The organism is Microbacterium sp. NPDC090014 (assembly GCF_044748285.1).
Lineage (GTDB): Bacteria > Actinomycetota > Actinomycetes > Actinomycetales > Microbacteriaceae > Microbacterium.
In genome coordinates this window covers 1315177-1335527 of the sequence record NZ_JBIVFS010000001.1, presented here as the reverse complement: position 1 = coordinate 1335527, position 20351 = coordinate 1315177, and the positions used below count along the sequence as shown (strand labels likewise).

Annotated in this window: 20 protein-coding genes; 4 read left to right on the top strand and 16 right to left on the bottom strand. The window is 69.2% G+C overall.

Going from position 1 to position 20351, the window contains the following annotated elements; all coding sequences use genetic code 11:
* Nucleotides 1–27: 27 nt before the first annotated feature.
* Together ACIPV5_RS06320 and ACIPV5_RS06315 are read right to left on the bottom strand one after the other, a co-directional pair.
* Nucleotides 28–1032: an ABC transporter permease gene (locus tag ACIPV5_RS06320; RefSeq protein ID WP_053098898.1), complete on the bottom strand. Its 1005-nt coding sequence runs from the start codon at nucleotides 1030–1032 to the stop codon at nucleotides 28–30.
* 86 nt (nucleotides 1033–1118) lie between these two features.
* Entirely contained in the window at nucleotides 1119–2792 is a 1674-nt protein-coding gene (locus ACIPV5_RS06315) for an ABC transporter substrate-binding protein (protein ID WP_053098897.1), read from the bottom strand.
* 169 nt (nucleotides 2793–2961) lie between these two features.
* Between ACIPV5_RS06315 and ACIPV5_RS06310 the strand changes: the two genes are divergently transcribed.
* Nucleotides 2962–3882: a sugar kinase gene (locus ACIPV5_RS06310; RefSeq protein WP_400340374.1), complete on the top strand. Its 921-nt coding sequence runs from the start codon at nucleotides 2962–2964 to the stop codon at nucleotides 3880–3882.
* Between the two features lie 69 nt (nucleotides 3883–3951).
* Here the strand turns inward: ACIPV5_RS06310 and ACIPV5_RS06305 are convergent, their stop codons facing one another.
* The 5 genes from ACIPV5_RS06305 to ACIPV5_RS06285 are packed head-to-tail and all read right to left on the bottom strand — an operon-like array spanning nucleotide 3952 to nucleotide 9455.
* Nucleotides 3952–4818 carry a MurR/RpiR family transcriptional regulator gene (locus tag ACIPV5_RS06305; protein WP_053098895.1) on the bottom strand — a complete coding sequence of 289 codons (867 nt, stop codon included), beginning with the start codon at nucleotides 4816–4818 and terminating at the stop codon, nucleotides 3952–3954.
* Between the two features lie 14 nt (nucleotides 4819–4832).
* Nucleotides 4833–6344, bottom strand: a complete 1512-nt coding sequence (locus tag ACIPV5_RS06300; RefSeq protein ID WP_400340372.1) for a glycoside hydrolase family 3 N-terminal domain-containing protein — start codon at nucleotides 6342–6344, stop codon at nucleotides 4833–4835.
* Nucleotides 6341–7174, bottom strand: a complete 834-nt coding sequence (locus ACIPV5_RS06295) for a carbohydrate ABC transporter permease (protein ID WP_053098893.1) — start codon at nucleotides 7172–7174, stop codon at nucleotides 6341–6343. The genes ACIPV5_RS06300 and ACIPV5_RS06295 overlap by 4 nt, the downstream gene beginning before the upstream one ends.
* Entirely contained in the window at nucleotides 7171–8148 is a 978-nt protein-coding gene (locus ACIPV5_RS06290; RefSeq protein WP_053098892.1) for a carbohydrate ABC transporter permease, read from the bottom strand. Before ACIPV5_RS06290 ends, ACIPV5_RS06295 begins: the two co-directional genes overlap by 4 nt.
* A gap of 14 nt (nucleotides 8149–8162) precedes the next feature.
* Nucleotides 8163–9455 carry a sugar ABC transporter substrate-binding protein gene (locus tag ACIPV5_RS06285; protein WP_053098891.1) on the bottom strand — a complete coding sequence of 431 codons (1293 nt, stop codon included), beginning with the start codon at nucleotides 9453–9455 and terminating at the stop codon, nucleotides 8163–8165.
* A gap of 222 nt (nucleotides 9456–9677) precedes the next feature.
* Here ACIPV5_RS06285 and ACIPV5_RS06280 point away from each other — a divergent pair, with 222 nt between their 5' ends.
* The 3 genes from ACIPV5_RS06280 to ACIPV5_RS06270 all read left to right on the top strand — a co-directional run bounded on the left by ACIPV5_RS06280 (nucleotide 9678) and on the right by ACIPV5_RS06270 (nucleotide 11721).
* On the top strand, nucleotides 9678–10538 hold the full coding sequence (locus ACIPV5_RS06280; RefSeq protein WP_400340369.1) for a spermidine synthase: 861 nt from the start codon (nucleotides 9678–9680) through the stop codon (nucleotides 10536–10538).
* Between the two features lie 100 nt (nucleotides 10539–10638).
* Nucleotides 10639–11166 (top strand): hypothetical protein, encoded by a 528-nt coding sequence (locus tag ACIPV5_RS06275; RefSeq protein ID WP_056277172.1) that lies wholly within the window; start codon nucleotides 10639–10641, stop codon nucleotides 11164–11166.
* 66 nt (nucleotides 11167–11232) lie between these two features.
* Complete coding sequence (locus ACIPV5_RS06270; protein WP_053098888.1) at nucleotides 11233–11721, top strand: SprT-like domain-containing protein; 489 nt, start codon at nucleotides 11233–11235, stop codon at nucleotides 11719–11721.
* A 51-nt stretch (nucleotides 11722–11772) separates the two neighbouring features.
* On the opposite strand, the gene ACIPV5_RS06265 is transcribed toward ACIPV5_RS06270, so the two are convergent.
* The 9 genes from ACIPV5_RS06265 to ACIPV5_RS06225 form a co-directional block, all read right to left on the bottom strand.
* Complete coding sequence (locus tag ACIPV5_RS06265; RefSeq protein WP_320491008.1) at nucleotides 11773–12291, bottom strand: DUF3054 domain-containing protein; 519 nt, start codon at nucleotides 12289–12291, stop codon at nucleotides 11773–11775.
* A 137-nt stretch (nucleotides 12292–12428) separates the two neighbouring features.
* Entirely contained in the window at nucleotides 12429–13085 is a 657-nt protein-coding gene (locus tag ACIPV5_RS06260) for a 2-phosphosulfolactate phosphatase (protein ID WP_400340366.1), read from the bottom strand.
* Nucleotides 13086–13165: 80 nt separating this feature from the next.
* On the bottom strand, nucleotides 13166–14638 hold the full coding sequence (locus tag ACIPV5_RS06255; RefSeq protein WP_400340364.1) for an FtsX-like permease family protein: 1473 nt from the start codon (nucleotides 14636–14638) through the stop codon (nucleotides 13166–13168).
* Nucleotides 14635–15396: an ABC transporter ATP-binding protein gene (locus ACIPV5_RS06250; protein WP_053098885.1), complete on the bottom strand. Its 762-nt coding sequence runs from the start codon at nucleotides 15394–15396 to the stop codon at nucleotides 14635–14637. Before ACIPV5_RS06250 ends, ACIPV5_RS06255 begins: the two co-directional genes overlap by 4 nt.
* 94 nt (nucleotides 15397–15490) lie before the next feature.
* Entirely contained in the window at nucleotides 15491–16126 is a 636-nt protein-coding gene (locus tag ACIPV5_RS06245) for a response regulator transcription factor (RefSeq protein ID WP_053098884.1), read from the bottom strand.
* Nucleotides 16123–17298, bottom strand: coding sequence for a sensor histidine kinase (locus ACIPV5_RS06240; RefSeq protein WP_400340363.1), 1176 nt, complete (start codon nucleotides 17296–17298; stop codon nucleotides 16123–16125). The genes ACIPV5_RS06245 and ACIPV5_RS06240 overlap by 4 nt, the downstream gene beginning before the upstream one ends.
* Before the next feature lie 63 nt (nucleotides 17299–17361).
* Nucleotides 17362–18153 carry a class I SAM-dependent methyltransferase gene (locus tag ACIPV5_RS06235; RefSeq protein WP_285365041.1) on the bottom strand — a complete coding sequence of 264 codons (792 nt, stop codon included), beginning with the start codon at nucleotides 18151–18153 and terminating at the stop codon, nucleotides 17362–17364.
* A 43-nt stretch (nucleotides 18154–18196) separates the two neighbouring features.
* Nucleotides 18197–19357, bottom strand: coding sequence for an AMP-binding protein (locus ACIPV5_RS06230; protein WP_400340361.1), 1161 nt, complete (start codon nucleotides 19355–19357; stop codon nucleotides 18197–18199).
* Between the two features lie 16 nt (nucleotides 19358–19373).
* Complete coding sequence (locus tag ACIPV5_RS06225) at nucleotides 19374–20285, bottom strand: 1,4-dihydroxy-2-naphthoyl-CoA synthase (protein ID WP_187250008.1); 912 nt, start codon at nucleotides 20283–20285, stop codon at nucleotides 19374–19376.
* Between the last annotated feature and the right edge of the window lie 66 nt (nucleotides 20286–20351).

Below are 20351 nucleotides of genomic sequence, written 5' to 3'. Positions count from 1 at the left end.
CCCCCTTTCGGAGAACGAGACGGATCATCACTGCACCCGCACTCTCGGATCGATGAAGCTGTACGACACGTCGACGGCCAGGTTGATCAGCGCGTAGGCGATCGCGATGAAGATGATGAACCCCTGCAGCACGGGGAAGTCCCGTGTGAAGATCGCCCTCGCGAGGAAGGACCCGATGCCGGGGAACGCGAAGACGGTCTCGGTGAGCACTGCCCCCGAGATCAGGAGCCCGGTCTGCAGACCGATCGTCGTGATCACCGGCAGCATCGCGTTGCGGAGGATGAAGCGACTGCGCAGCGTCGACGAGCCGACGCCCTTCGCCCGCCCCGTCCGCACGTAGTCCGCGTTCTGCACTTCGAGCACGCTCGCCCTGGTGATGCGGACGATGATCGCGAGCGGGATGGTGCCGAGCGCGAGTGCCGGGAGCACCAGGTGCATGAGGGCATCCCACGAGGCGTCGAACTCGCCGGTGATGATGCCGTCCCACACATAGAACCCCGTCGGATGGGTGGCGTCTATTCGTGGGTTCTGCCTGCCGTCCGACGGCAGCCAGCCGAGCTGCACGGCGAACACGTACTTGAGGATGAAGGCGAGGAAGAACACCGGGATGGTGATGCCGATGAGACTCAGCACGACCGACGCGTGGTCGGTGAACTTGCCGTGGCGGCGAGCGGCCCAGTATCCGAGCGGGATGCCCACGCCGACCGCGAAGATGAGCGCGACGACGCTCAGCTCGATCGTGGCCGGGAATCGGCGGAAGAACTCCTCAGTGACCGGCCGGTTGGTCTGGATCGATGTGCCGAAGTCGCCCTGCAGCAGGCGGCCGACCCAGATGAAGTACTGCTCGATGATGGGCTTGTTGAAGCCGTAGAGCTCGTTGACCCTCGCGATGGCCTCGGGTGTCGCCTTCTCGCCGAGAAGCGCGACGGCCGGGCCGCCGGGGAGGGCCCTGACCCAGGCGAACAGCAGGATGCTGAGGCCGATCAGGGTGGGGATGAGGAAAAGCAGTCGTCTGCCGATGGTGCGCAGCAAGAGGTCTCCGTTGATCAGAAGGTACGCCGGGCCCGGGTCCCCGCGGCGAGCGCGGGGACCCGGGTGGGCAACTCAGTCGGTCAGACCTACTCGGTGAGGACGATGTCCGTGAAGACCTCGTCGTTCACCGGGCTGGCGGGATAGCTCTCGACACGCGGGTCGAACGCCAGTGTGGGCGCCGGGTGCGCGAGCGGGACACCGGGGATGAACTGCGCGACCATCTCGTTGATCTCCTCGTAGAGGGCCGTCTGGTCCTCGAGGTTGGAGACGCCGCGAGCCTCGTTGAGCTTCTGGAACAGCTCCGGGTTGTCGAAGCCCCACTCGGAGCTCTGCTGCCCGAAGAAGACGCCGACGAAGTTGTCCGTGTCGTTGTAGTCACCGGTCCAGCCGAGCAGGTGGATGCCGTGGTCCGACGTGCCGGTGGTGCGGTCGAGGTACTCGACCCACTCCTCCGAGACCGGGGTGGTCTCGACGCCGACCTCGGCGAGCTGCGACGAGAGGACCGTGAAGATCTGCTCGGGGTCCGGCATGTAGGGACGCGAGACGTTGACCGGGTAGTTGAAGGTCAGCTTCAGCGGGTTGGCCTCGTCGTAGCCGGCCTCTGCCAGCAGCTCCTTGGCCTTCTCGGGGTCGTAGTCGTAGGTCGTGACATCGGGGTTGTAGCCGTTGACGGTGTCGGGCACGAACTCGATCGCCTTCTCGGTGCCCTCGGGCAGGACCTGGCTGATCAGGGCATCCTTGTCGACCGCGTACGAGAGCGCCTCGCGGACCTTCGGGTCCTGCAGCTCAGGGAGCGCCTGGTTGAACGCGAGGTACAGGATCGTGAACGGAGGACGGGAGACCATGGTGAAGCCGTCGTCCTCGAGTGCCTGCGTGTCGGCCGGACCGACGAGGTCGTAGCCGTCGATGGAGCCGGACTCGAGAGCCTGACGACGCGCGGTCGGGTCGTCGATCGTGCGGAAGATGATCTCGTCGATCTGACCCGCCTCGCCCCAGTAGTCGTCGTACGCCTTGAGCGAGACCTGCTCGCCCGGCGCCCACTCGTCGAACTGGTACGGGCCGGTGCCGACCGGGTGCCCCATCGCGTACTCCGAGAGGACGGGTGCCTCGGCCGAGCCGCTGACCTCGTCAGCACCGAACTCCTGCAGGGCCGAAGGGCTCTGCATGGAGAAGGACGGCAGCGACAGCGACGCCACGAACCCTGCGAACGGCTTGTTCAGGTCGATCGTCACGGAGTAGTCGCCGTCGGGGGTGCAGGATTTGTAGACGGCGTCAGCCGGGTTCTCCGCGTAGCCCTTGAAGAGCTTGTTGTAGTAGTAGCCGAACGCCTCGGAGGCCGCGAGGCCGGTCCAGTTGAACCAGCGGTCGAAGTTCGCGCATACGGCTTCGGCGTTGAACGGCGTGCCGTCGTGGAAGGTCACGTCCTCCTTCAGCGTGAAGGTGTGGCTCATGCCGTCTTCGGACGATTCCCATGACTCGGCCAGCAGCGGTGCCGGGTCGGCCGTGCCGGGCTCGGTGCCGACGAGGCCCTCGAAGATCTGACGCGAGACGCGGAAGCTCTCGCCGTCCTGGGCGAAGGCCGGGTCGAGGCTCGCCGGGTCGGAGGACGCCGCGAACACGAAGGTTCCGTCGACATCGCCGGACGCCTCTCCGCCGTCGTCGCCGCGCTCGCTGGCGACGCATCCTGAGAGGACCATCGCGGCGACTGCCGCTCCGGTGACGGCGATGAGACCTCGCCGACGCATGACTGAGTGGTGCATTGTGTGACCTTCCTGTCGAGCGCTGCTGTGCGCGTTCCGAAGACATCGTCGACTTCGGAAACGGTGATTCCTTGAAACTACCCAGTGCGCAGACCGATGCCAAACACCTGCAGGTTTCATTCCTGTTACGGATGTCCGGGGGTGTGGCCGATCCGGTAATCTCCAGAGCGTGCCCGACACGTCTCCCCTCGCCGTCTGCGTCGGCGAGGGCCTCGTCTCCTTCGTCCCGGCCATCGCCGCGCCCCTCGAGGACGTGCGGACGTTCCACCGCTCGCTCGCCGGAGCGGAGTGGAACACGGCGATCGCACTGGCCTCGGCCGGCATCCGCACCGCCGTCGTCTCCCGTGTGGGCGACGACGGGTTCGGGCGCTTCCTCACCGCCGAGCTGCGCCGGCACGAGGTCGACGACTCCGCCGTGGAGATCGACGCCGAGGCGCCCACCGGCCTCTACGTCAAGGAGCTGTCGCCGCGTCCGGACGGCTCCGTCGACGGGACCATGCACTACTACCGCTCGGGCTCCGCGGCCGCGGCCCTGTCGCCGGCGACGCTCGACTCCGACGCGGCATCCACGCTGCTGTCACAGGCCGCCCTCGTGCACACCTCGGGGATCACGCCTGCTCTCTCGGACACCGCCCACGCAGCGCAGAACGCCCTCTTCGATGCGCCGCGCGACGGGCGGCTGCTCAGCTTCGACGTGAACTGGCGACCTGCGCTGTGGCGCGGGCGACAGGACGAGGGGCGCGCGGTGATCGCGGACTACGTCCGCCGCGCCGACATCGCGTTCTGCACACGCCCCGACGCCGAGGCGGTCTTCGGCACCGGCGAGCCCGATCGACTGCGCGAGCTGTTCCCCGAACCGAGGTATCTGCTGGCCACGAGTCCAGACGGCGCTGTGGCCTTCGACGGCGCCGAGCGCACCGACAGCAGGTCGCTCGATGTCCCCGTCGTGGAGTCCATCGGCGCCGGAGATGCGTTCGCCGCCGGATTCCTGGCCGGCGTCCTGTCGGGACTCTCGCTCACCGGCAGCCTCGCTCGCGCGCACCGGATCGCGACCAGGGCACTGGTCAGCACCCGAGACCACATCGACTGATCAGCGGCGCTGTTCCTGCCGGTCGCCACGAGCACCGGTGACGGTCGACGGGTATCTCATCGCCTGCTTCTAGCGACGTCGACGTGGCGCCGCAGCGTCGTGCGTCAGCTGGAGCGGGATGACCACGGGTTCGCCCCGGTGCTGGACGACCCGGACGAAGAGGATGTCGACCAGCGCCAGCTGCGCGATGCGGCTCGACATCGCGGCCATGCGGAACGGCGACTCCTGCGCGTAGGTGATCAGCGAGACGTCTGCGGCGAGCGCGAGCGTCGAGTCGGAGGCGCTGGTGATGGCCACCGACAAGGCGCCCGCATCTCTGGCGATCTCGACAGCCCGGACGACCTCCTGCGTCTCGCCCCCGTGGGAGAACGCGATGACGACGTCCTCCGGGGTCCGCAGCGACGCCGTCGTGAGGGCGAGGTGCGGATCGGCGGAGTGCGCGACCGAGCACCCGATGCGCGCGAGCTTCTGCTGAAGGTCCTGAGCGGTCAACGACGATGCGGCCTGCCCGAACAGATCGACGTGGCGCGCCGCCACGACGGCCCTGGCGACGCGGTCGAGCGCGTCGGCGTCCAGTCCGAGCGCCGTCTTCTCGATCGCGTCGATCTCCTGTGCCGCGAGCTTCGCAGCGATGGCGGACGGCTCGTCATCGGGATCGATCGCCGTGGTGTCGAGGCCGAAGCGCGCCTGCTGCGCCTGGGCGAGCGTGATCGTGCGGGCGACCGCGACCCGCAGCTCCCGGTATCCGCTGAAGCCGAGCGACTGCGCGAAGCGAGCCACGGTCGACAGCGATGTGTGACAGAGCTGGGCGAGGTCGTTGATGGCGAGGTCGACGACGAGCGTGGGGTCTCCGAGGATCGTCTCCGCGACCCGTGCTTCTGCAGCACTCAGTCGGGGAACGGATCGGCGCACCAGCGCGAGAACATCGGCGTCCACGGTGTCATCCTGCCTCAGTCGGCGGCACCTGCGCTGTCGGGCGACGGATCGGCGCGGCGCGACGAGCCCCCGATCAGTCGATCTCTGGCGGCCTGGGCTCCGATCCGGCTCGCGGATCCGACCTCCACGAGCGCGAGGGGCAGAGGCTGCCGTGCCGCGAGTCCGACGTTGACCACGACCGCGTCGGGATCACGCAGAGCGGCGCGCTCGACGAGCGCACGCTGCCCGTCGTCGGTGTCTGGACGATCCAGGAGGACGACCGTCAGTCCGTCTGCGGCGACAGCCGCGTCGAGAGCCCCATCCTGCTCGTCGATCGTGGTCCGTGCGACGTCGACGCGCACGCGATGACCGTCTGCCGCCAGAGTCTCAGCCACGTACGCCGACGCGCTGTCGACCGCGAGCGTCGAACGTCGGCGAGCGTCGACGACGGCGAGCGCCTCGGCATCGCGCGTCACTCCTGTGATCGCGCGTCGGACGATGTCCGATCCGTCGTAGTCGACGGGAGTCGCAGTCTCGGCACGGACGCTCAGCGTCTGAGCCAGGCGGGAGACCCTCCCGGCCGCTTCGGCGAGTCGCTCGCGAGAGAGTGAGCCGTCGTCCACCGCCGCGAGGATCCCGTCGCGCGCGGCGAGGAAGTCTCGACGGTCCTGGTCGGGGAGCGTGGCCTCACCGCGGTTCGTCGGGTTGCCGATGCACAGCAGATCCGCTCCGGCCGCGAGGGCACGCGCGGCGCCTTCGCCGATGCCGACGGTCTCGCGGATGGCCGCCATGTCGAGGGCATCCGTGATGATCACGCCGTCGAAGCCCCAGCCACGGAGCAGCCCGAGCACTCGGGGGTTCAGCGTCGCCGGCTCGGCGCCCCAGGCGGGAACGACGATGTGCGCGGTCATGACGGCGTCGACACCTGCGGCCACCGCCGCGCGGAACGGCTCGAGGTGCACGCGCTCGAGCTCCTCGATCCCCAGCGAGATCTCGGGCAGTGCGTGGTGCGAGTCGGTGTGCGTGTCACCGTGCCCCGGGAAGTGCTTGACGCACGCCGCGACCGCCGTGCTCTGCAGTCCCTCCACCGCCGCCTGCACGTGTCGGGCGACGAGCTTCTGGTCGCTACCGAAGGAACGGACGCCGATCACAGGATTCCGCGGATCGGTGTTCACATCCGCGACGGGACCGAGCACGACGTTGCCGCCGATCGCGGCCACTCGTCGAGCCAGCTCGGCACCCGATGCCCGCGTCGCCTCGACGTCGTCGACGATGCCCAGCTGAGCCGCCCCCGGAAGCGTGGAGCCGGCTGCGGACTCGAGGCGTGTGACGTTGCCGCCCTCCTCGTCGATCCCGATCAGCGCGTCCGGATTGGCCCGGAGGATCTCGTCGCTCAGAGCCGGAAGTCCCTCGCCGACGTTCTGACTGAAGTACACGACACCCGCGAGGCCGTCGCGCAGCTCGTCGAGAAGCCATTCGGGGGCCTCCGTGCCGAGGAACCCCGGCCAGAGCACCCCGTTGGCGAGGCGGACGAGGTCGTCGGTCATCCCTTCACCGCTCCCGCGACCATGCCGGCCGAGAGACGACGCTGCACGATCACGAAGAACACCATCACCGGGATCGTGATGATCGTCGACGCGGCCATGATGCTGCCCCAGTCGTTGGAGTGCAGGCCGAAGAACGACTTCAGTCCGATCGAGACCGTGTACTGGTCGGTCGCGCTGCCGAGGATCGTCATGGCGAAGATGAACTCGTTCCAGGCCGTGATGAAGCTGAAGATGCTGGTCGCGACGAGACCGGGCATCACCAGCGGCAGCAGGATCGAGCGGAACATCCGCCACCAGCTGGCGCCGTCGATGTACGCGGCCTCCTCGAGCTCGACGGGAACGGCGGCGACGAATCCGCGCAGCATCCAGATCCCGAACGCCAGCGAGAGCGCGACGTACACGACCATCAGGCCGAGGATGCTGTTGAGCAGCCCGAGGCTCTTGACCTGCAGGAAGAGCGGGATGACGAGGGCCTCGAGCGGAACCATCTGCACGACGAGGATCATCATCAGGATGGTCGTGCGGAACTTGAAGCGGAACCGGGCGACCGCGACAGCCGCGAGCAGACACACGAGGGCGCTGACCAGGACGGTGACGAGAGCCACGATCGCGGAGTTGCGGAGGTAGGTGCCGAAACCGCCGTCGGTGAGGACGAAGGCGAAGTTGTCGAACGTGAACTCCTGAGGCAGCAGCGACTGCCCTCCGCTGGACGCCTTGGCGTCGAGCGCACTGGAGACCATCCAGTAGACGGGGAACAGCGTGAAGATCAGGACGGCGGCGATCGCGATGCCGGTGCCGACGCGCGACATGACAGACGGGCGGGGGTTCACAGCTCGTCCTCCTTCATGAGGGAGCGGATGTACACGATCGTGATGCCGATCAGCACGAGGGTGAGCAGCACGGCGAGCGCGGCACCGAAGCCGTAGCGGTTCTGGCCGAAGGATTCGACGTACGACCAGACGCCGAGGTTCAGCACCGACCGGTTGCCGCCGCCTCCACCAGGCATCAGGTAGACCTGCGCGAAGACCTTGAAGTCCCAGATCGTCGACAGGATGATCACGACCGAGAAGACGGGCTTGAGAGTGGGGAAGATGATCTTCCAGAACCGCATCCACGCGTTCGCGCCGTCGAGCGCGGCCGCCTCGAGCATCTCCTTCGAGACGCCGAGCAGGCCCGCGAGCACCGTGATGGCGACGAACGGGAAGCCGTGGTGCACGACGTTCAGCAGCACGATCGCGTAGAACGACCACTGATTGGTGAACCAGTTCACCGGGTCGTCCATCAGGCCGAGATCCTGCAGGACGGTGTTGAAGATGCCGCGGTCGGCATCGAAGATGAACGTCCAGACGTAGGTTCCGGTGACGGCCGGCATCGCCCAGGCCACCATGATGCAGCTCGAGACGATGGTGCGCCACACCGTGCCCAGCTTCGCGAGCAGCAGCGCCACGAGCGTGCCGACCGCGACCGTGACGAACACGGCGACGGCGGCGAAGCCGACGGTGTTCGGCAGGACGACGGTCCACAGGGTCGGGTTGGTGAGCGCCTCGACGTAGTTGTCGACGCCGATCCAGTTGTTCTCGCCGGTGTTGATCTCGCGAAGACCGTAGTCCTGCAGCGAGAAGATGACGACCTGGATGAGCGGCCAGAGCATGAGCACCGCGAGGATGACCAGCCCGGGGGCGAGAAGAAGCCAGGGGCGGGCCGTGATCAGCGAGAAACCCCGCTTGGGCGGCCGGCCGCCGGCCACGGAGGCGGAGGTGGACTCCGCCTTCGTGACCGGCAGTGGCGCTTGCACCATCGACATGAAGGGATACAGCCTTACTGGTTGAGCAGATCGGTCATCTCAGCAGCGGCATCCTTCGTCGCCGTGGCGACGTCCTTCTGCCCGCTGAGGATCGCCTGGATCATCGAGTTGGTGGTCTTCTTCGCCTGAACGGCACCGAAGTTCGGGGTGACCGGCACGGATGCGCCGCCCTCGACCATCTGCTGCGCGAACGGAGCGACGAGCGGGTCGGTCGAGGCCAGGGCCTCCTCCATCGCGGACTGCACTCCCGGGAAATATCCGGTCTCGTCAGCCCACTTCTCGGCGAACTCGCCCGTGGTCATCAGCTTGACGAACTCCCATGCGAGGTCGGCGTTCTCGGTCGTGTTGAAGACCGACAGGTGCGAGCCGCCGAGCACGGACGGAGCGATGCCGCCGTCCTCGCCGGGGATCACGGCGGCGCCGATCTTGCCCTCGAGCTCGGGGTTGGCCTCGATCAGAGCCTTCGGGGTCCAGGAGCCCGAGAGCATCATGGCGACGTTGCCCTGCGTGAACGAGTCACGGAGGTCCGTCTCCTTCCAGGTCGTGGCCCCGGCGGAGGAGAAGCCGTGCTCGGTCGCGAGTCCGGTGTAGAACTCGATGCCGGCCTGCGACTCCTTGCTGTCGAGTTCGCTCGTCCAGGTCTTGCCGTCGAGGGTCGCGACCTCGCCGCCGGCGCCCCAGACCCAGGGGTACACCTGGAACTCCGCGTCACCCGCGACGGGGAACGGCAGCATGTCGGGCTTGGCGGCCTTGATGGCCTCGCCAGCGGTGACGATGTCGTCCCACGTCTTCGGGGCCTCGAGACCGAGCTCCTCGAACACGTCGGTGCGGTAGACGATGGAGCGGACTCCGGCGTACCAGGGCATGCCGTACAGCTCGTCTTCGTAGGTGCCGGCGACCGCGAGGCCCTCGACGAGGTCGTCACGCAGGCCGTCTTCGGCGTCGACGTACTCGTCGAGCGGCTCGAGGGCACCCGCGTCCGCGAACTCCGCGGTCCAGGTGGTTCCGGTCTCGGCGATGTCGGGCGTGGTGCCGCCGGCGATCGACGTGACGAAGCGATCATGAGCGTCCGCCCACTGGATCTCCTCGATCTTGACCGTGGCGCCGGTCTCGTCTTCGAAGGCGCTCGAGACCTCGTCGTAGAACGCGCTCGCGTCCGGGTTCGTGCCCTTCATGATCCAGACGGTGAGCTCCTGGCCCTCTCCGTCGACGGCTCCGCCGGTGTCGGCTCCGCCGCCGGCACAGGCCGCCAGGCCCAGGGTGGCCACGGCGCCCAGCGCCACGACCGGAAGAATGCGCTTGTGCATCAGGGATCTCCTCTTTGAACGTCCTGGCGGCATCGGGTGCCTACCACGTAGGAAAAAGTATTCATCACTAACTAATTCCCTGCAAGTTATTCTCGGAAACGTCATGCGGCCGTAACATCGAGCCTCCGCGGCAGACTCGCGGCGAGTCAGCAGCCCTCAATCCTCCCATCGCGTGAGCCGACCACACGATGTCGAAGCGGAGTGAGCGCGTAGTCTCGGAGGATGGGCAGGACGCGAGCGAAGGACACCGAGCACCCGCAGGTCCGTCTCGACCACGGAGGCATCGCCCGCATCGTGCCGTCGGAGTTCACCAGCGGATTCGAGCTCATCGTCGACGACACCCCGCAGTCGCACGTCGACCTGGATGACCCCACGCACCTGCACTTCGAGTACATCGTGCGGATGGGCGCCGTGATCGACCAGCTCGCCGCCGGTCCCCTGACCGCGGTGCACCTCGGCGCGGGCGCACTGACGATCCCCCGCTACATCGATGCGACCCGCCCCGGTTCCCGGCAGCAGGTGATCGAGCTCGAGGCACCGCTGGCCACCCTCGTGCGCGAGCACCTCCCCCTGCCGCGAGGCGCGGCCATCCGGCTCCGCATCGGAGATGCCCGCGAGGGCGTCCGCCGCCTCCCCCCGGCGATCGTCGGCACCTGCGATCTGGTGGTGTCGGACGTCTACTCCGGAGCCCAGACGCCAGCTCACCTCACCAGCATCGAGTTCTACCGCGAACTCGCCGAACTGCTCGCGCCCGCCGGCGTGCTGCTCGTGAACGTCGCCGACGGGCCGGGCCTCGCCTTCGCCCGGCGACAGGTCGCGACGATCGCGGAGGTGCTGCCCGAGATCGGCGTCCTCGCCGACACCCAGGTGCTGAAGGGGCGCAGGTTCGGCAACCTCGTGATCGCCGCATCGGCGGCTCCCCTGCCCACCGAATGGCTGCCCAGGATGCTCGCCGCGGGGCCACATCCCGCCAAGATCGCGCAGGGTGCCGAGGTGACCGCCTTCGTGCGGGGTGCGCGCGTGGTGACCGATGCGGATGCCGTCGCCTCCCCTCGTCCGGACGCCTCGCTGTTCCTCCGCTGAGGCCTCAATCGAGATCGGATGCGGGGCCGTGGGGCGTGCCGCCCCGACGACTGCGCCGACGCGAGGCACACTTGACGGGGGACGCTGCGGAAGGAGAGCAATGAGTTTCATCCAGGGATACGACCCGGAGAGCCTTCGCGAGCTGGTCGACCTCGGTGAATGCGCCGCACGGCTGGAGGAGATCGAGAGCCAGCGGAGCCTTCCGGCACTGCTGGAGCGGGTCTGGCTGCTGAAGGTCCTCGACCGTCTGGACGAAGCGCTCCCCCTCGCCGATGAGGCCGTGCGCCAGTCGCGCATGGCGGGCACACGCAAGGACGTCCTGCGCTCGAGGGTGCTGCACGCCACGATCCTGCAGCACCGCGGCGCCCACGCCGCCGCCGAGCAGGAGCTCGCGACGTGCGCCGCCGAGGCCGAGGGACAGCGCTGGCTGTCGATCGCCGCGTTCGCGCACCACCATCACGGCAGGAACGCCTACGAGGCCGGCGACTACGAGACCGCTCGCGAGAGCTTCAAGCAGTCCCTCTTCCTGCGCCGCGAGGCCGGGGCCGAGGACCGAGAGCTCGAGACGGTGCTGCTCGCCATCGAAGCCGCCGAGCGGCGCCGCACGACGCAGCTCGTCGCGGGCTGACGGCAGCACACGCCCGCCGGTGCCCCGCTGAGGGGCGATGTCGGCGGTATGGCTTAGCCTGATCGCATGGCGGAACTTGACCGGGTGCGCGTCTGGGGCGAGGCACTGATCACGCTGCACCTCGACGACAGCTGGTCATTCGGCTTCGACCACGCGAAGCGTCGGGCGGGGCAGTGCGACTACACGAAGAAGCGCATCACCGTGTCGCGGTATCTGGCTGCGCGGTTCGAGGACGACGAGATCCATCAGGTGCTGCTGCACGAGGTGGCGCATGCCCTCGCGGGTCATGAAGCGGCCCACGGCCCGACCTGGAAGCGCGTGGCCCGAGACCTGGGCTACGTCGGCGGAACCACCCACCATGGCGAGACGGCGGTCGAACTCGCGCCGTGGGTCGGCCAGTGCCCCGCTGGTCACGTGACCTACCGCCACCGGCGTCCCTCACGCGCCACATCGTGCGCGCGCTGCTCCCGCTCGTACGACGCGCGCTACCTGTTCGACTGGACTCGGCGCGAGATCACGGCCGACACAAGGCTCGCGGCGCAGATGTCGCGCTGATCCGCGCACGACGTCGACCCGCCCCGAGCGCCGCGAACCCGCAGAGTGCGGTCAGCGCGCGTGAGGACCTGATTCCGGATCGGCCTCGGGCGAGGGTTCCTCCTGCGCTCGATCTGAGGCTGCCGCGTCGGCGGGTGCGTCCCGGTCGACGGGAGTGTCGTCATCCTCCCGCTCCTCAGGCCGCCCGCGCGCCGCACCGACGTCGCTCGCACGCCCCGCACGCCGACGCAGGAGCGCTGCCACGGCTCGCCACCCGACGAGGAAGACGCCGAGCACGAGGGTCGTGACGATGATGAACGCGATCTGCGCGGTGTCCCCCGCCACGACCCGCAGCAGCAGCCCGCCGACCACGGTGACGAGCCAGACGACGGCACCCCAGGCCAGCGACCACGGTCGACGCGGTCTCGCCGGCAGAAGCGCGGCCACGATGTGACCCAGCAGAAGGGCGACGATGAACGGCCAGGCGGTGAGCAGGAACCCGCCGGGATCTTCTCCGTGCGAGGCACGGCCGATCACGGCGAAGACGAGCACCAGGACGGCATCGACGATGAAAGCGGGGACGAACCTCATGCCATGACCCTACGTCGCGGAACACGAAACCCGTGCCGGATGCACGGCCTGTTGCCGAGCGCGTGCAGGGACGAGATCCACAGGCGCCTCACCCACGAGCGGGGATGGCCTGCGCGCCGGGGACGACCGCAGACCGCTCAGTCGAAGGCGACGAAGAGCCCGTCACGCAGCACGGGGACGACATCCAGGGCGTCGAGCTCGGCGGCGTCCGACACCGTCGTCGGCGCAGCACCGGATGCCCGCATCCGCTCGGTCGCGGCGACCCCGTCCGCGAGCTCACGCGCCGAACCGCTCGCGCTGACCATGTGGCGCAGCGCCCTCTTCAGCGCGCGGAATCCCTCGGCGGCCACGGCCGCGTCGGGCGCCGTGTGGTCGATGCCGAGTTCGGTGAGCGCGGCGACGATCGCGCCGGCTCCCAGGTGGTCCTCGACCGCGAAGCGCACGGCGCCCGCGGCGTCGGCTTCGCCCGCGGCGATCACGCTCACGGAAGTGCGTGACTGGTTGCGCTCCTGCAGCGTCGCGATCGCTCGTGCCACTGCCGCCGCGTTGCGGAGACTTCCGATCAGCACGACCGCTTCGCCGGCGCGGGCGGCGACCGCGGCGCCGTTGCGGGACCATTCACGCGCGTCGTCGAGCGAGACCGCGGAGCCCGACGCGACAGCGTCTGCCACCGTCGACGAGAAGCGGAGCACGTCGACCACGACGACGACATCGGCGGGCGCGAGGCGATCGAGCCCGTCGACGCCCCACTCGAGACGCACCTGATACGTGGACTGGTCGAACGGAGACGGCATCCGTCCAGCCTAGAACGACCGCCCGGGTGCCGATGCCCCGATGACGGATTCGGTCATCGGGGCATCCCCGGGCGTCGTCGTCAGTCGGCGGCCAGTGCCTCGACGGGCGCCACGCGGGTGGCGAGGCGGGTCGGCGTCGCGGCAGCCACCAGGGTCAGCACAGCGGTCGCCGCGACGATGATGACCACGGGCAGCCAGGGCACGTGCGGTGCGACGAGCCCGGCGGCCTCGAAGTCGGGCAGGGTCGGCACGGAGCCGAGCAGCGACTGCGCCGCGATCCATCCGTAGGCGATGCCCAGGATCAACCCGGTCAGCGTGGCGGCCACCGTGATGTGCGCCGCCTCGAGCAGCACCATGCGGCGCACCTGCCCATTGGACAGGCCGATGGACCGGAGGAGTCCGAGCTCGCGACGACGCTGCACGACGCCGATCGTCAGAAGGTTGACGAGACCGACCGCGGCGATCACCGCCGACACCGCCACGAGCACCATCATCACCGATGCGAAGGCGTCGAACGGGGTGAAGAACTCCGCGGGCGTCTCACCCTCGACCTGACCGATCAGCATCTGCTTGACCGATTCGAGCGCGACCGCGAACATCGTGACCAGTGTGACCCCCATCACGACGCCGATCGCCATGCGCGACGAGCGCTCGGGATAGCGGAGGGCGTTCTCGGCCGCGAGTCGTGCCGTGGCACTCGATCCGAACATCCGCCCGACCAGACGCAGCACGGGAGGCATGAACAGCACCGATCCGAGCGCGAGTCCGGTGAAGGAGAGCAGTCCGCCGACGAAGGCGACGACCACCCCGAGCGGGTGCACGAGGCCGACGACGACCCCTGCCGCCAGCAGCACGGTGCCGGAAACCAGCAGGATCCATGCGCCGATGTGCCGCCCGGGGCGGGACAGCTCGTCGTGAGTGCGCTCGACCGACCCGCCGATCGCCTGCAGCGGCGTGACGGCGAGGACGCGTCTGGAGCCCACCCATGCCGCCGCCCAGGTCGTGAGCGCGACGCCGACGACCGGCAAGGCGATGAAGGGCTGGGCGAGAGAGAACCCCTGCGGCACGTTCTCGATCAGTCCGGAACCGATCTGCACGCCGACCGCGGCGATCACGAGGCCGGCGAGAAGCCCGAGTGCCGCGCCGATGACGCCCACCGCGAAGCCCTGCCGGCCGACCACGGCCCGCTGGGACCTCGCGGTCGCGCCGATGAGCCGCATCAGGGCGATCTGACGCGTGCGCCCGGCGATGATCGTCGAGAACGTGTTCGCGGTGACGATCGCGGCGACGTACATCGCGACGCCCGTGAGCAGCACCGAGAGCAGTCCCACGATGAACGCGAGCGTCTCGCTGTCGCCGATGAAGGGGTCGGCCTGCAGCACGGCTCCGAGGTAGGCCGTGGTCTCGACCAGCACCACTCCGAAGGCGGCCGAGAGCGCTGCGACCAGGATGCTGGCGCCCATGCCCCGGTCGCGCAGCCAGGCGAGGCGCGGACCGGTCGCGGACGTCTGCGGTACGACGGCGAGAGTCGGAGACTCGATGACGGCGCTCATGCCGCGACCTCGGCGGCGAGCATGTAGGCCGAGATCTCCTCGGCGGTCTGGCGCGGGTGGTCGGCGACGATCCGGCCGTCTCCGAGGAACAGCACCCGGTCGGCATGGCTCGCCGCGATCGCGTCGTGGGTGACCATGGCGATGGACTGTCCGTGCTCGCGGCTCGCGGTGGCCAGCAGCTGCAGCACCTCGCGCCCCGTGCGGGAATCGAGATTGCCCGTGGGCTCGTCGGCGAACACGAGATCGGGCGCCGTGGCGAGCGCACGGGCGATGGCGACGCGCTGCTGCTGGCCCCCCGAGAGCTGATGCGGTCGGTGCTGCAGACGGGATCCGAGCCCGAGCGTCTGGATCAGTCCATCGATGCGCGCCTTCTCGATCGCGCTGGGTCGCCGCCCGTCGAGTTCGAACGGCAGCATGATGTTGCCGAGGGCGGTGAGCGTCGGCACGAGGTTGAACGCCTGGAAGATGAAGCCGACCCGGCGGCGGCGCAGGATCGTGAGATCGAGGTCTCCGAGCTCCGTGATCTCGGTGTCGCCGATCCAGCTCCTCCCCTGCGTCGGGGTGTCGAGGCCGGCCATGATGTGCATGAGCGTGGACTTGCCCGAACCGGACGGTCCCATGATGGCGGTGAACTGTCCGCGGCGGATGCCGACGCTGACGTCGTCCAGCGCGTGGACGGTGCCCTCGCCGGCGCCGTAGGTCTTCTTGAGGTGCTGGACGCGGGCTGCGAGCCCGAGGTCGGTGGTCGTGATCTCCATGCCTTCGACGCTACGGACGCCGGCTGCTCCGCCGCGTCGGCCTGACGGCGCATCCGCCTACATCGCAAGGATGATCCCGCGGACAGGAATCGGCTCAGGCGAGTCCGTGCTCGAACGCGAAGACCACCAGCTGCACCCGGTCGCGGAGGGTGAGCTTCGTCAGGATGCGGCTGATGTGGGTCTTGACGGTCGCCTCGCTGAGATATTCGCGAGCGGCGATCTCGGAGTTCGAGAGCCCCCGGGCGGCGAGCGCGAAGATCTCGCGCTCACGCTCGGTCAGCGCGGAGAACTGCACGGGCACCGGCTTCGGCTCCTCGGCGAAGTGCTCGAACAGCTCGCGGGTCGCCGACGCGGCGATGACGCTCGAGCCCGCGTGGACGGTGCGGATCGCGGCGAGGAGGAACTCGGGGTCGGCGTCCTTCAGGAGGAATCCGCTCGCCCCCTGACGTATCGCGCGAGCGGCGGCCTCGTCGAGGTCGAAGGTCGTCAGCATGACGATGCGCGGCGGGTCGGGCTGAGCGAGGATCTCGGCGGTCGCAGCGAGCCCGTCCATGACCGGCATCCTGATGTCCATCAGCACCACGTCCGGTCGAGTCGCGTGCACGAGAGCGACGGCTTCGCGGCCATCGCCCGCTTCTCCGACGACGTCGAGATCGGGCTGCGAGGCGAGCAGCATGCGGACTCCGGCGCGGAACAGCGCCTGATCATCGACGAGGACGACCCTGATCATGCGACTTCTCCGATCGGGAGCGAGGCGCGGACGACGAACTGCGCTCCCTGGCGCTCCGCCTGAAGGCTACCGCCGACGAGCTGCGCCCGTTCACGCATGCCGATCACCCCGTGACCGCCGCCGATCTGCGGCTGATCCCGTCCCACGGTGTTGCGCACCTGGATGTCGACACGGTCGGGAAGCCACGCGAGGTGCACGTCGACCGCGCCGTCGCCGTGACGGATGGCGTTCGTGAGCGCCTCCTGGAGGATCCGGTACACCGCGAGCTGGATCGCTCCCGGCGGCTCCCCCGGCGGCATCGGATCGACGGTGATCCGGGGCTCGACTCCTGCCTGACGCACCTGCGCGAACAGTGACTCGAGGTCTGCGAGCGTCGGCTGGGGACCGTCCCCCTGACGGTGGCGCAGCTGCGTGAGCAGCAGACGCACGTCGCTCAGGGCGCTGCGAGCGGTCTGGGCGATGGTCCCGAGTGCCTCGGTGGCCATCTCGGGCTTCGCGGCGGCCGCATACCTGGCGCCGTCGGCCTGCGCGATCACCACGGCCAGCGAGTGTGCGACGATGTCGTGCATGTCGCGGGCGATCCGCACACGCTCCTGCTCCTCCGCCGCGAGCGACTCCGCCTTCAGCTGCGCCGAACGGGTGCTCCGCGAGCGCAGCACCACCCGCCACAGCAGACCGCAGACCCACGCGAATCCGAGCGCGAGCACCGAGACGACCAGGAGCAGCGTGCCGGTCGTCAGCTGATCCCACCCGCTGGTGCCGGAGGTGACGCCCGTGACGACGACCAGGTAGACCGCCGAGACCAGAGCACCGAGCAGCGCCGAGCCGAAGCCCCACCACAGCACCGCGCGGGACCCCCAGGCGGCGGTCGCGTAGAGCACCAGGAGGATCGCCACATCGATCGGCAGCGGACCGAATCCGGACAGCATCTGCACGATCGCGCCCGCCCAGGCCGCGGCGAGCGCGAGTCCGGGGGCGAGCCTGCCGATCGCGACTCCGCCGAACATCAGGATGCCCGCGGTGACGATCGCAGCGACCGCCGCACCGCTGATCCCCTCGCCGACCGCCCCCGGCCCGTAGAAGACGACGGAGAACGGCGTGAGGATGACGAAGAGCAGCGCCGCCCCGACGATGTCGAGCACGAGCGCCGTACGGGAGAGCGGGCGGATCACTCCCCCACGCTACGCGGCACGGCATCCGCCTCGCATCCGCCTGCAGATGTATCCGCGGTCCGGTCAGGCGCGGGCGATGATCTCGCCGTGCGGCACGAGGTACCAGCCGTCGCCGTCGTCGGCCCAGCGCTTCCACGCGTCGCTGATCTCCTGCAGGTCGCTCGACGTCGCCATCTCGCTGTCGACCAGCTGCCGCGCGAGCGCCGATTCGAGGATGCGGTCGGCCCACATGCCGCCCCACCAGGCGCGATCCTCGGGATTCGCGTAGGTCCAGTTGGAGGTCGTCGCGGTGACGTCATCGAATCCGGCCGCGCGGGCCCAGGCGAGAAGGCGGCGCCCCGCATCGGGCTCGCCGCCGTTGGCCCTCGCCGCTCGCCGGTAGAGGTCGAGCCAGTGGTCGAGTTCAGGGAGCATGGGGAACCAGATGAAGCCTGCGTAGTCGGCGTCACGTGCCGCCACGACACCGCCGGGCGCTGCGACCCGGCGCATCTCACGCAGCGCCTGCACCGGATCGCCGACGTGCTGCAGCACCTGGTGCGCGTGGACGACGTCGAAGGTGTCGTCGGCGAAGCTCAGCGCGTGCACGTCTTCGACCGCGAAGTCGAGGTTCGTGAGCCCTCTGCTCGACGCGAGATCGCGCGAGAGTGAGAGCGCGTTCTCATCGATCTCGGTCGCCGTCACGTGGGCGACGACGCCCGCGAAGTCGACCGTGATGCTGCCGGGCCCCGCTCCGACGTCGAGAAGCCTGGTGTTCGCGGTGAGGTGGGGGCGCAGGTACTCCGCCGAGTTCGCGATGGTGCGGCTGCTGTGAGAGCGGAGGACGGTCTCGTGATGTCCGTGCGTGTAGGTGGCCATGCCTCACTCTGGCAGGAGAGTTCCCACTCCGGCGAATCGACCGTCAGTGCAGTTCGACGACGGCCCGTCTGATCGACTCGCGGTCGGGTTTGCCTGAGGCCAGCACGGCGAGTTCGTCGACCATGATCAGCCGCGCCGGCCTAGCGTGCCTGCCCAGCTCTTCGGCGACGAGATCCCTCGCGTGCGCGAGCTGCTCGGCCTCGCTGCGCCGCAGCGCCTCGCCTCTCGGGGCGACGATGACCGAGGCCTCGCCCCATCGCTCGTCCGGCACGCCGACCACGACCGCATCGGTGAGACCCGGAACGCCGCGCACCAACCGCTCGACCCGATCGAGCGAGATGTTGATGCCGCCGGAGACGATCACGTTGTCGGCACGACCGTGCACCCGCACGACGCCGTCGTCGTAGAGCCCGAGATCGCCGGTGTGATACCAGCGGATGCCGTGCTCGTCGCGCGAGAAGTTCTTCGCCGTGAGCTCCCCGTCGCCGAGATAGCCGTCAGCGAGCATCGGACCGGCGATGCGCAGCTCTCCGTCCACCGTGCGCACGGCGACGGTGTCGAGGGGGACGCCGTCGTAGACGCATCCCCCGCTCGTCTCGGTAGAGCCATAGGTGCGGACGAGTCGGATGCCGAGATCGGCGGCGCGGTCGCGCAGCGGTTCCGGCAGCGCCTGGCCACCCACGAGGATCGCCCGGTACGCCTGAAGGGCCGCACGCACAGGTCGGTCGTCTGCCGCATCGAGCAGCGTCGACAGCTGCGCGGGGACGAGCGAGGTGTACAGCTCGGGGATGCCGGCGGAACCGCCCGGCAGCGGGCGGAGCATCGACAGCGTCGCGTCGGCGAACGAATCGGGTGAGAACCGACCGCTCAGCGCGACAGGGTGCGTGCCTGCCATCAGAGACCGCACGATGACCTGGAGTCCGGCCACGTATCCGGCAGGCAGGGCGAGCAGCCAGCGCCCGCCGCCCACTCTCGACGCCGTCGCCTCGGCACTCGCCCGCAGCGCCTCGCCGCTCAACGCGACCCGCTTGGGGACCCCGCTGGAGCCCGAGGTGGCGATCACGACGGCCGTGCCGTCCGGCACCCATTTCGGGGCGTCTCCGAGCATCCCGAATCCGAGCGCCGGCCCGCCGTCGAGCGCGCGCGCCAGAGCGGCCCGCAGTTCGGCCGGATCCTCGGCATCCGTCGGCGTCAGCGCGACCATGTGCGTCTCGATCCGCTCAGTAGTGCCAGGGGAACGAGGTCCAGTCGGCGTCCCGCTTCTCGAGGAACGAGTCGCGGCCCTCGACCGCTTCATCGGTGCCGTAGGCGAGACGCGTGGCCTCGCCCGCGAACACCTGCTGCCCCACGAGCCCGTCGTCCACCGCGTTGAAGGCGAACTTCAGCATGCGGATCGCCGTGGGCGACTTGGTGAGCACGGTGCGCGCCATCTTCAGCGCCTCGCGCTCGAGCTCGGCATGGGGCACGACCCGGTTGACCGCCCCGGCCTCGTACGCCCGCTGCGCCGAGTACTCCTCGGCGAGGAAGAACACCTCGCGCGCGAACTTCTGCCCGGTCTGCCTCGCCATGTACGCCGATCCGTACCCCGCGTCGAAGCTGCCGACATCGGCGTCGGTCTGCTTGAACCGCGCCTCCTCGGCGGAGGCGATCGTGAGGTCGCACACCACGTGCAGCGAGTGCCCTCCGCCGGCCGCCCAGCCCGGCACGACGGCGATGACGACCTTCGGCATGAAGCGGATGAGGCGCTGGACCTCGAGGATGTGCAGGCGACCGGCGCGAGCCGGATCGTGCACGGTCGTCTCGTCATCGGAGTACTTGTATCCGTCGCGGCCGCGGATGCGCTGGTCGCCGCCCGAGCAGAACGCCCACCCGCCGTCCTTCGGACTCGGTCCGTTGCCGGTGAGGAGGACCGCGCCGATGCGGGGGTTCTGCCGTGCGTCGTCGAGTGCCCGGTAGAGCTCGTCGACCGTGTGCGGGCGGAAGGCGTTGCGCACCTCGGGGCGGTTGAACGCGATGCGCGCGACTCCGCCGTCCGTGCTCACGTGGGCGGTGATGTCGGTGTAGTCCTCGGCACCGGGCGCGAGCACCCATTCGTCCGGGTCGAACAGGTCTGAGACGAATGCGCTGGTCACAGCATCCAGCCTATTCCCGCCCGGGTTGCACACGGAGACGGCGTCGCCCCGAAGAGGCGACGCCGT

What these genes read in the sequence shown, in the direction of transcription:
- ACIPV5_RS06315 (WP_053098897.1), bottom strand. Translation starts at nt 2,792, where the DNA reads ATGCACCACTCAGTCATGCGTCGGCGAGGTCTCATCGCCGTCACCGGA.
- ACIPV5_RS06300 (WP_400340372.1), bottom strand. Translation starts at nt 6,344, where the DNA reads ATGACCGACGACCTCGTCCGCCTCGCCAACGGGGTGCTCTGGCCGGGG.
- ACIPV5_RS06290 (WP_053098892.1), bottom strand. Translation starts at nt 8,148, where the DNA reads ATGTCGATGGTGCAAGCGCCACTGCCGGTCACGAAGGCGGAGTCCACC.
- ACIPV5_RS06285 (WP_053098891.1), bottom strand. Translation starts at nt 9,455, where the DNA reads ATGCACAAGCGCATTCTTCCGGTCGTGGCGCTGGGCGCCGTGGCCACC.
- ACIPV5_RS06280 (WP_400340369.1), top strand. Translation starts at nt 9,678, where the DNA reads ATGGGCAGGACGCGAGCGAAGGACACCGAGCACCCGCAGGTCCGTCTC.
- ACIPV5_RS06275 (WP_056277172.1), top strand. Translation starts at nt 10,639, where the DNA reads ATGAGTTTCATCCAGGGATACGACCCGGAGAGCCTTCGCGAGCTGGTC.
- ACIPV5_RS06270 (WP_053098888.1), top strand. Translation starts at nt 11,233, where the DNA reads ATGGCGGAACTTGACCGGGTGCGCGTCTGGGGCGAGGCACTGATCACG.
- ACIPV5_RS06265 (WP_320491008.1), bottom strand. Translation starts at nt 12,291, where the DNA reads ATGAGGTTCGTCCCCGCTTTCATCGTCGATGCCGTCCTGGTGCTCGTC.
- ACIPV5_RS06260 (WP_400340366.1), bottom strand. Translation starts at nt 13,085, where the DNA reads ATGCCGTCTCCGTTCGACCAGTCCACGTATCAGGTGCGTCTCGAGTGG.
- ACIPV5_RS06255 (WP_400340364.1), bottom strand. Translation starts at nt 14,638, where the DNA reads ATGAGCGCCGTCATCGAGTCTCCGACTCTCGCCGTCGTACCGCAGACG.
- ACIPV5_RS06250 (WP_053098885.1), bottom strand. Translation starts at nt 15,396, where the DNA reads ATGGAGATCACGACCACCGACCTCGGGCTCGCAGCCCGCGTCCAGCAC.
- ACIPV5_RS06245 (WP_053098884.1), bottom strand. Translation starts at nt 16,126, where the DNA reads ATGATCAGGGTCGTCCTCGTCGATGATCAGGCGCTGTTCCGCGCCGGA.
- ACIPV5_RS06235 (WP_285365041.1), bottom strand. Translation starts at nt 18,153, where the DNA reads ATGGCCACCTACACGCACGGACATCACGAGACCGTCCTCCGCTCTCAC.
- ACIPV5_RS06230 (WP_400340361.1), bottom strand. Translation starts at nt 19,357, where the DNA reads ATGGTCGCGCTGACGCCGACGGATGCCGAGGATCCGGCCGAACTGCGG.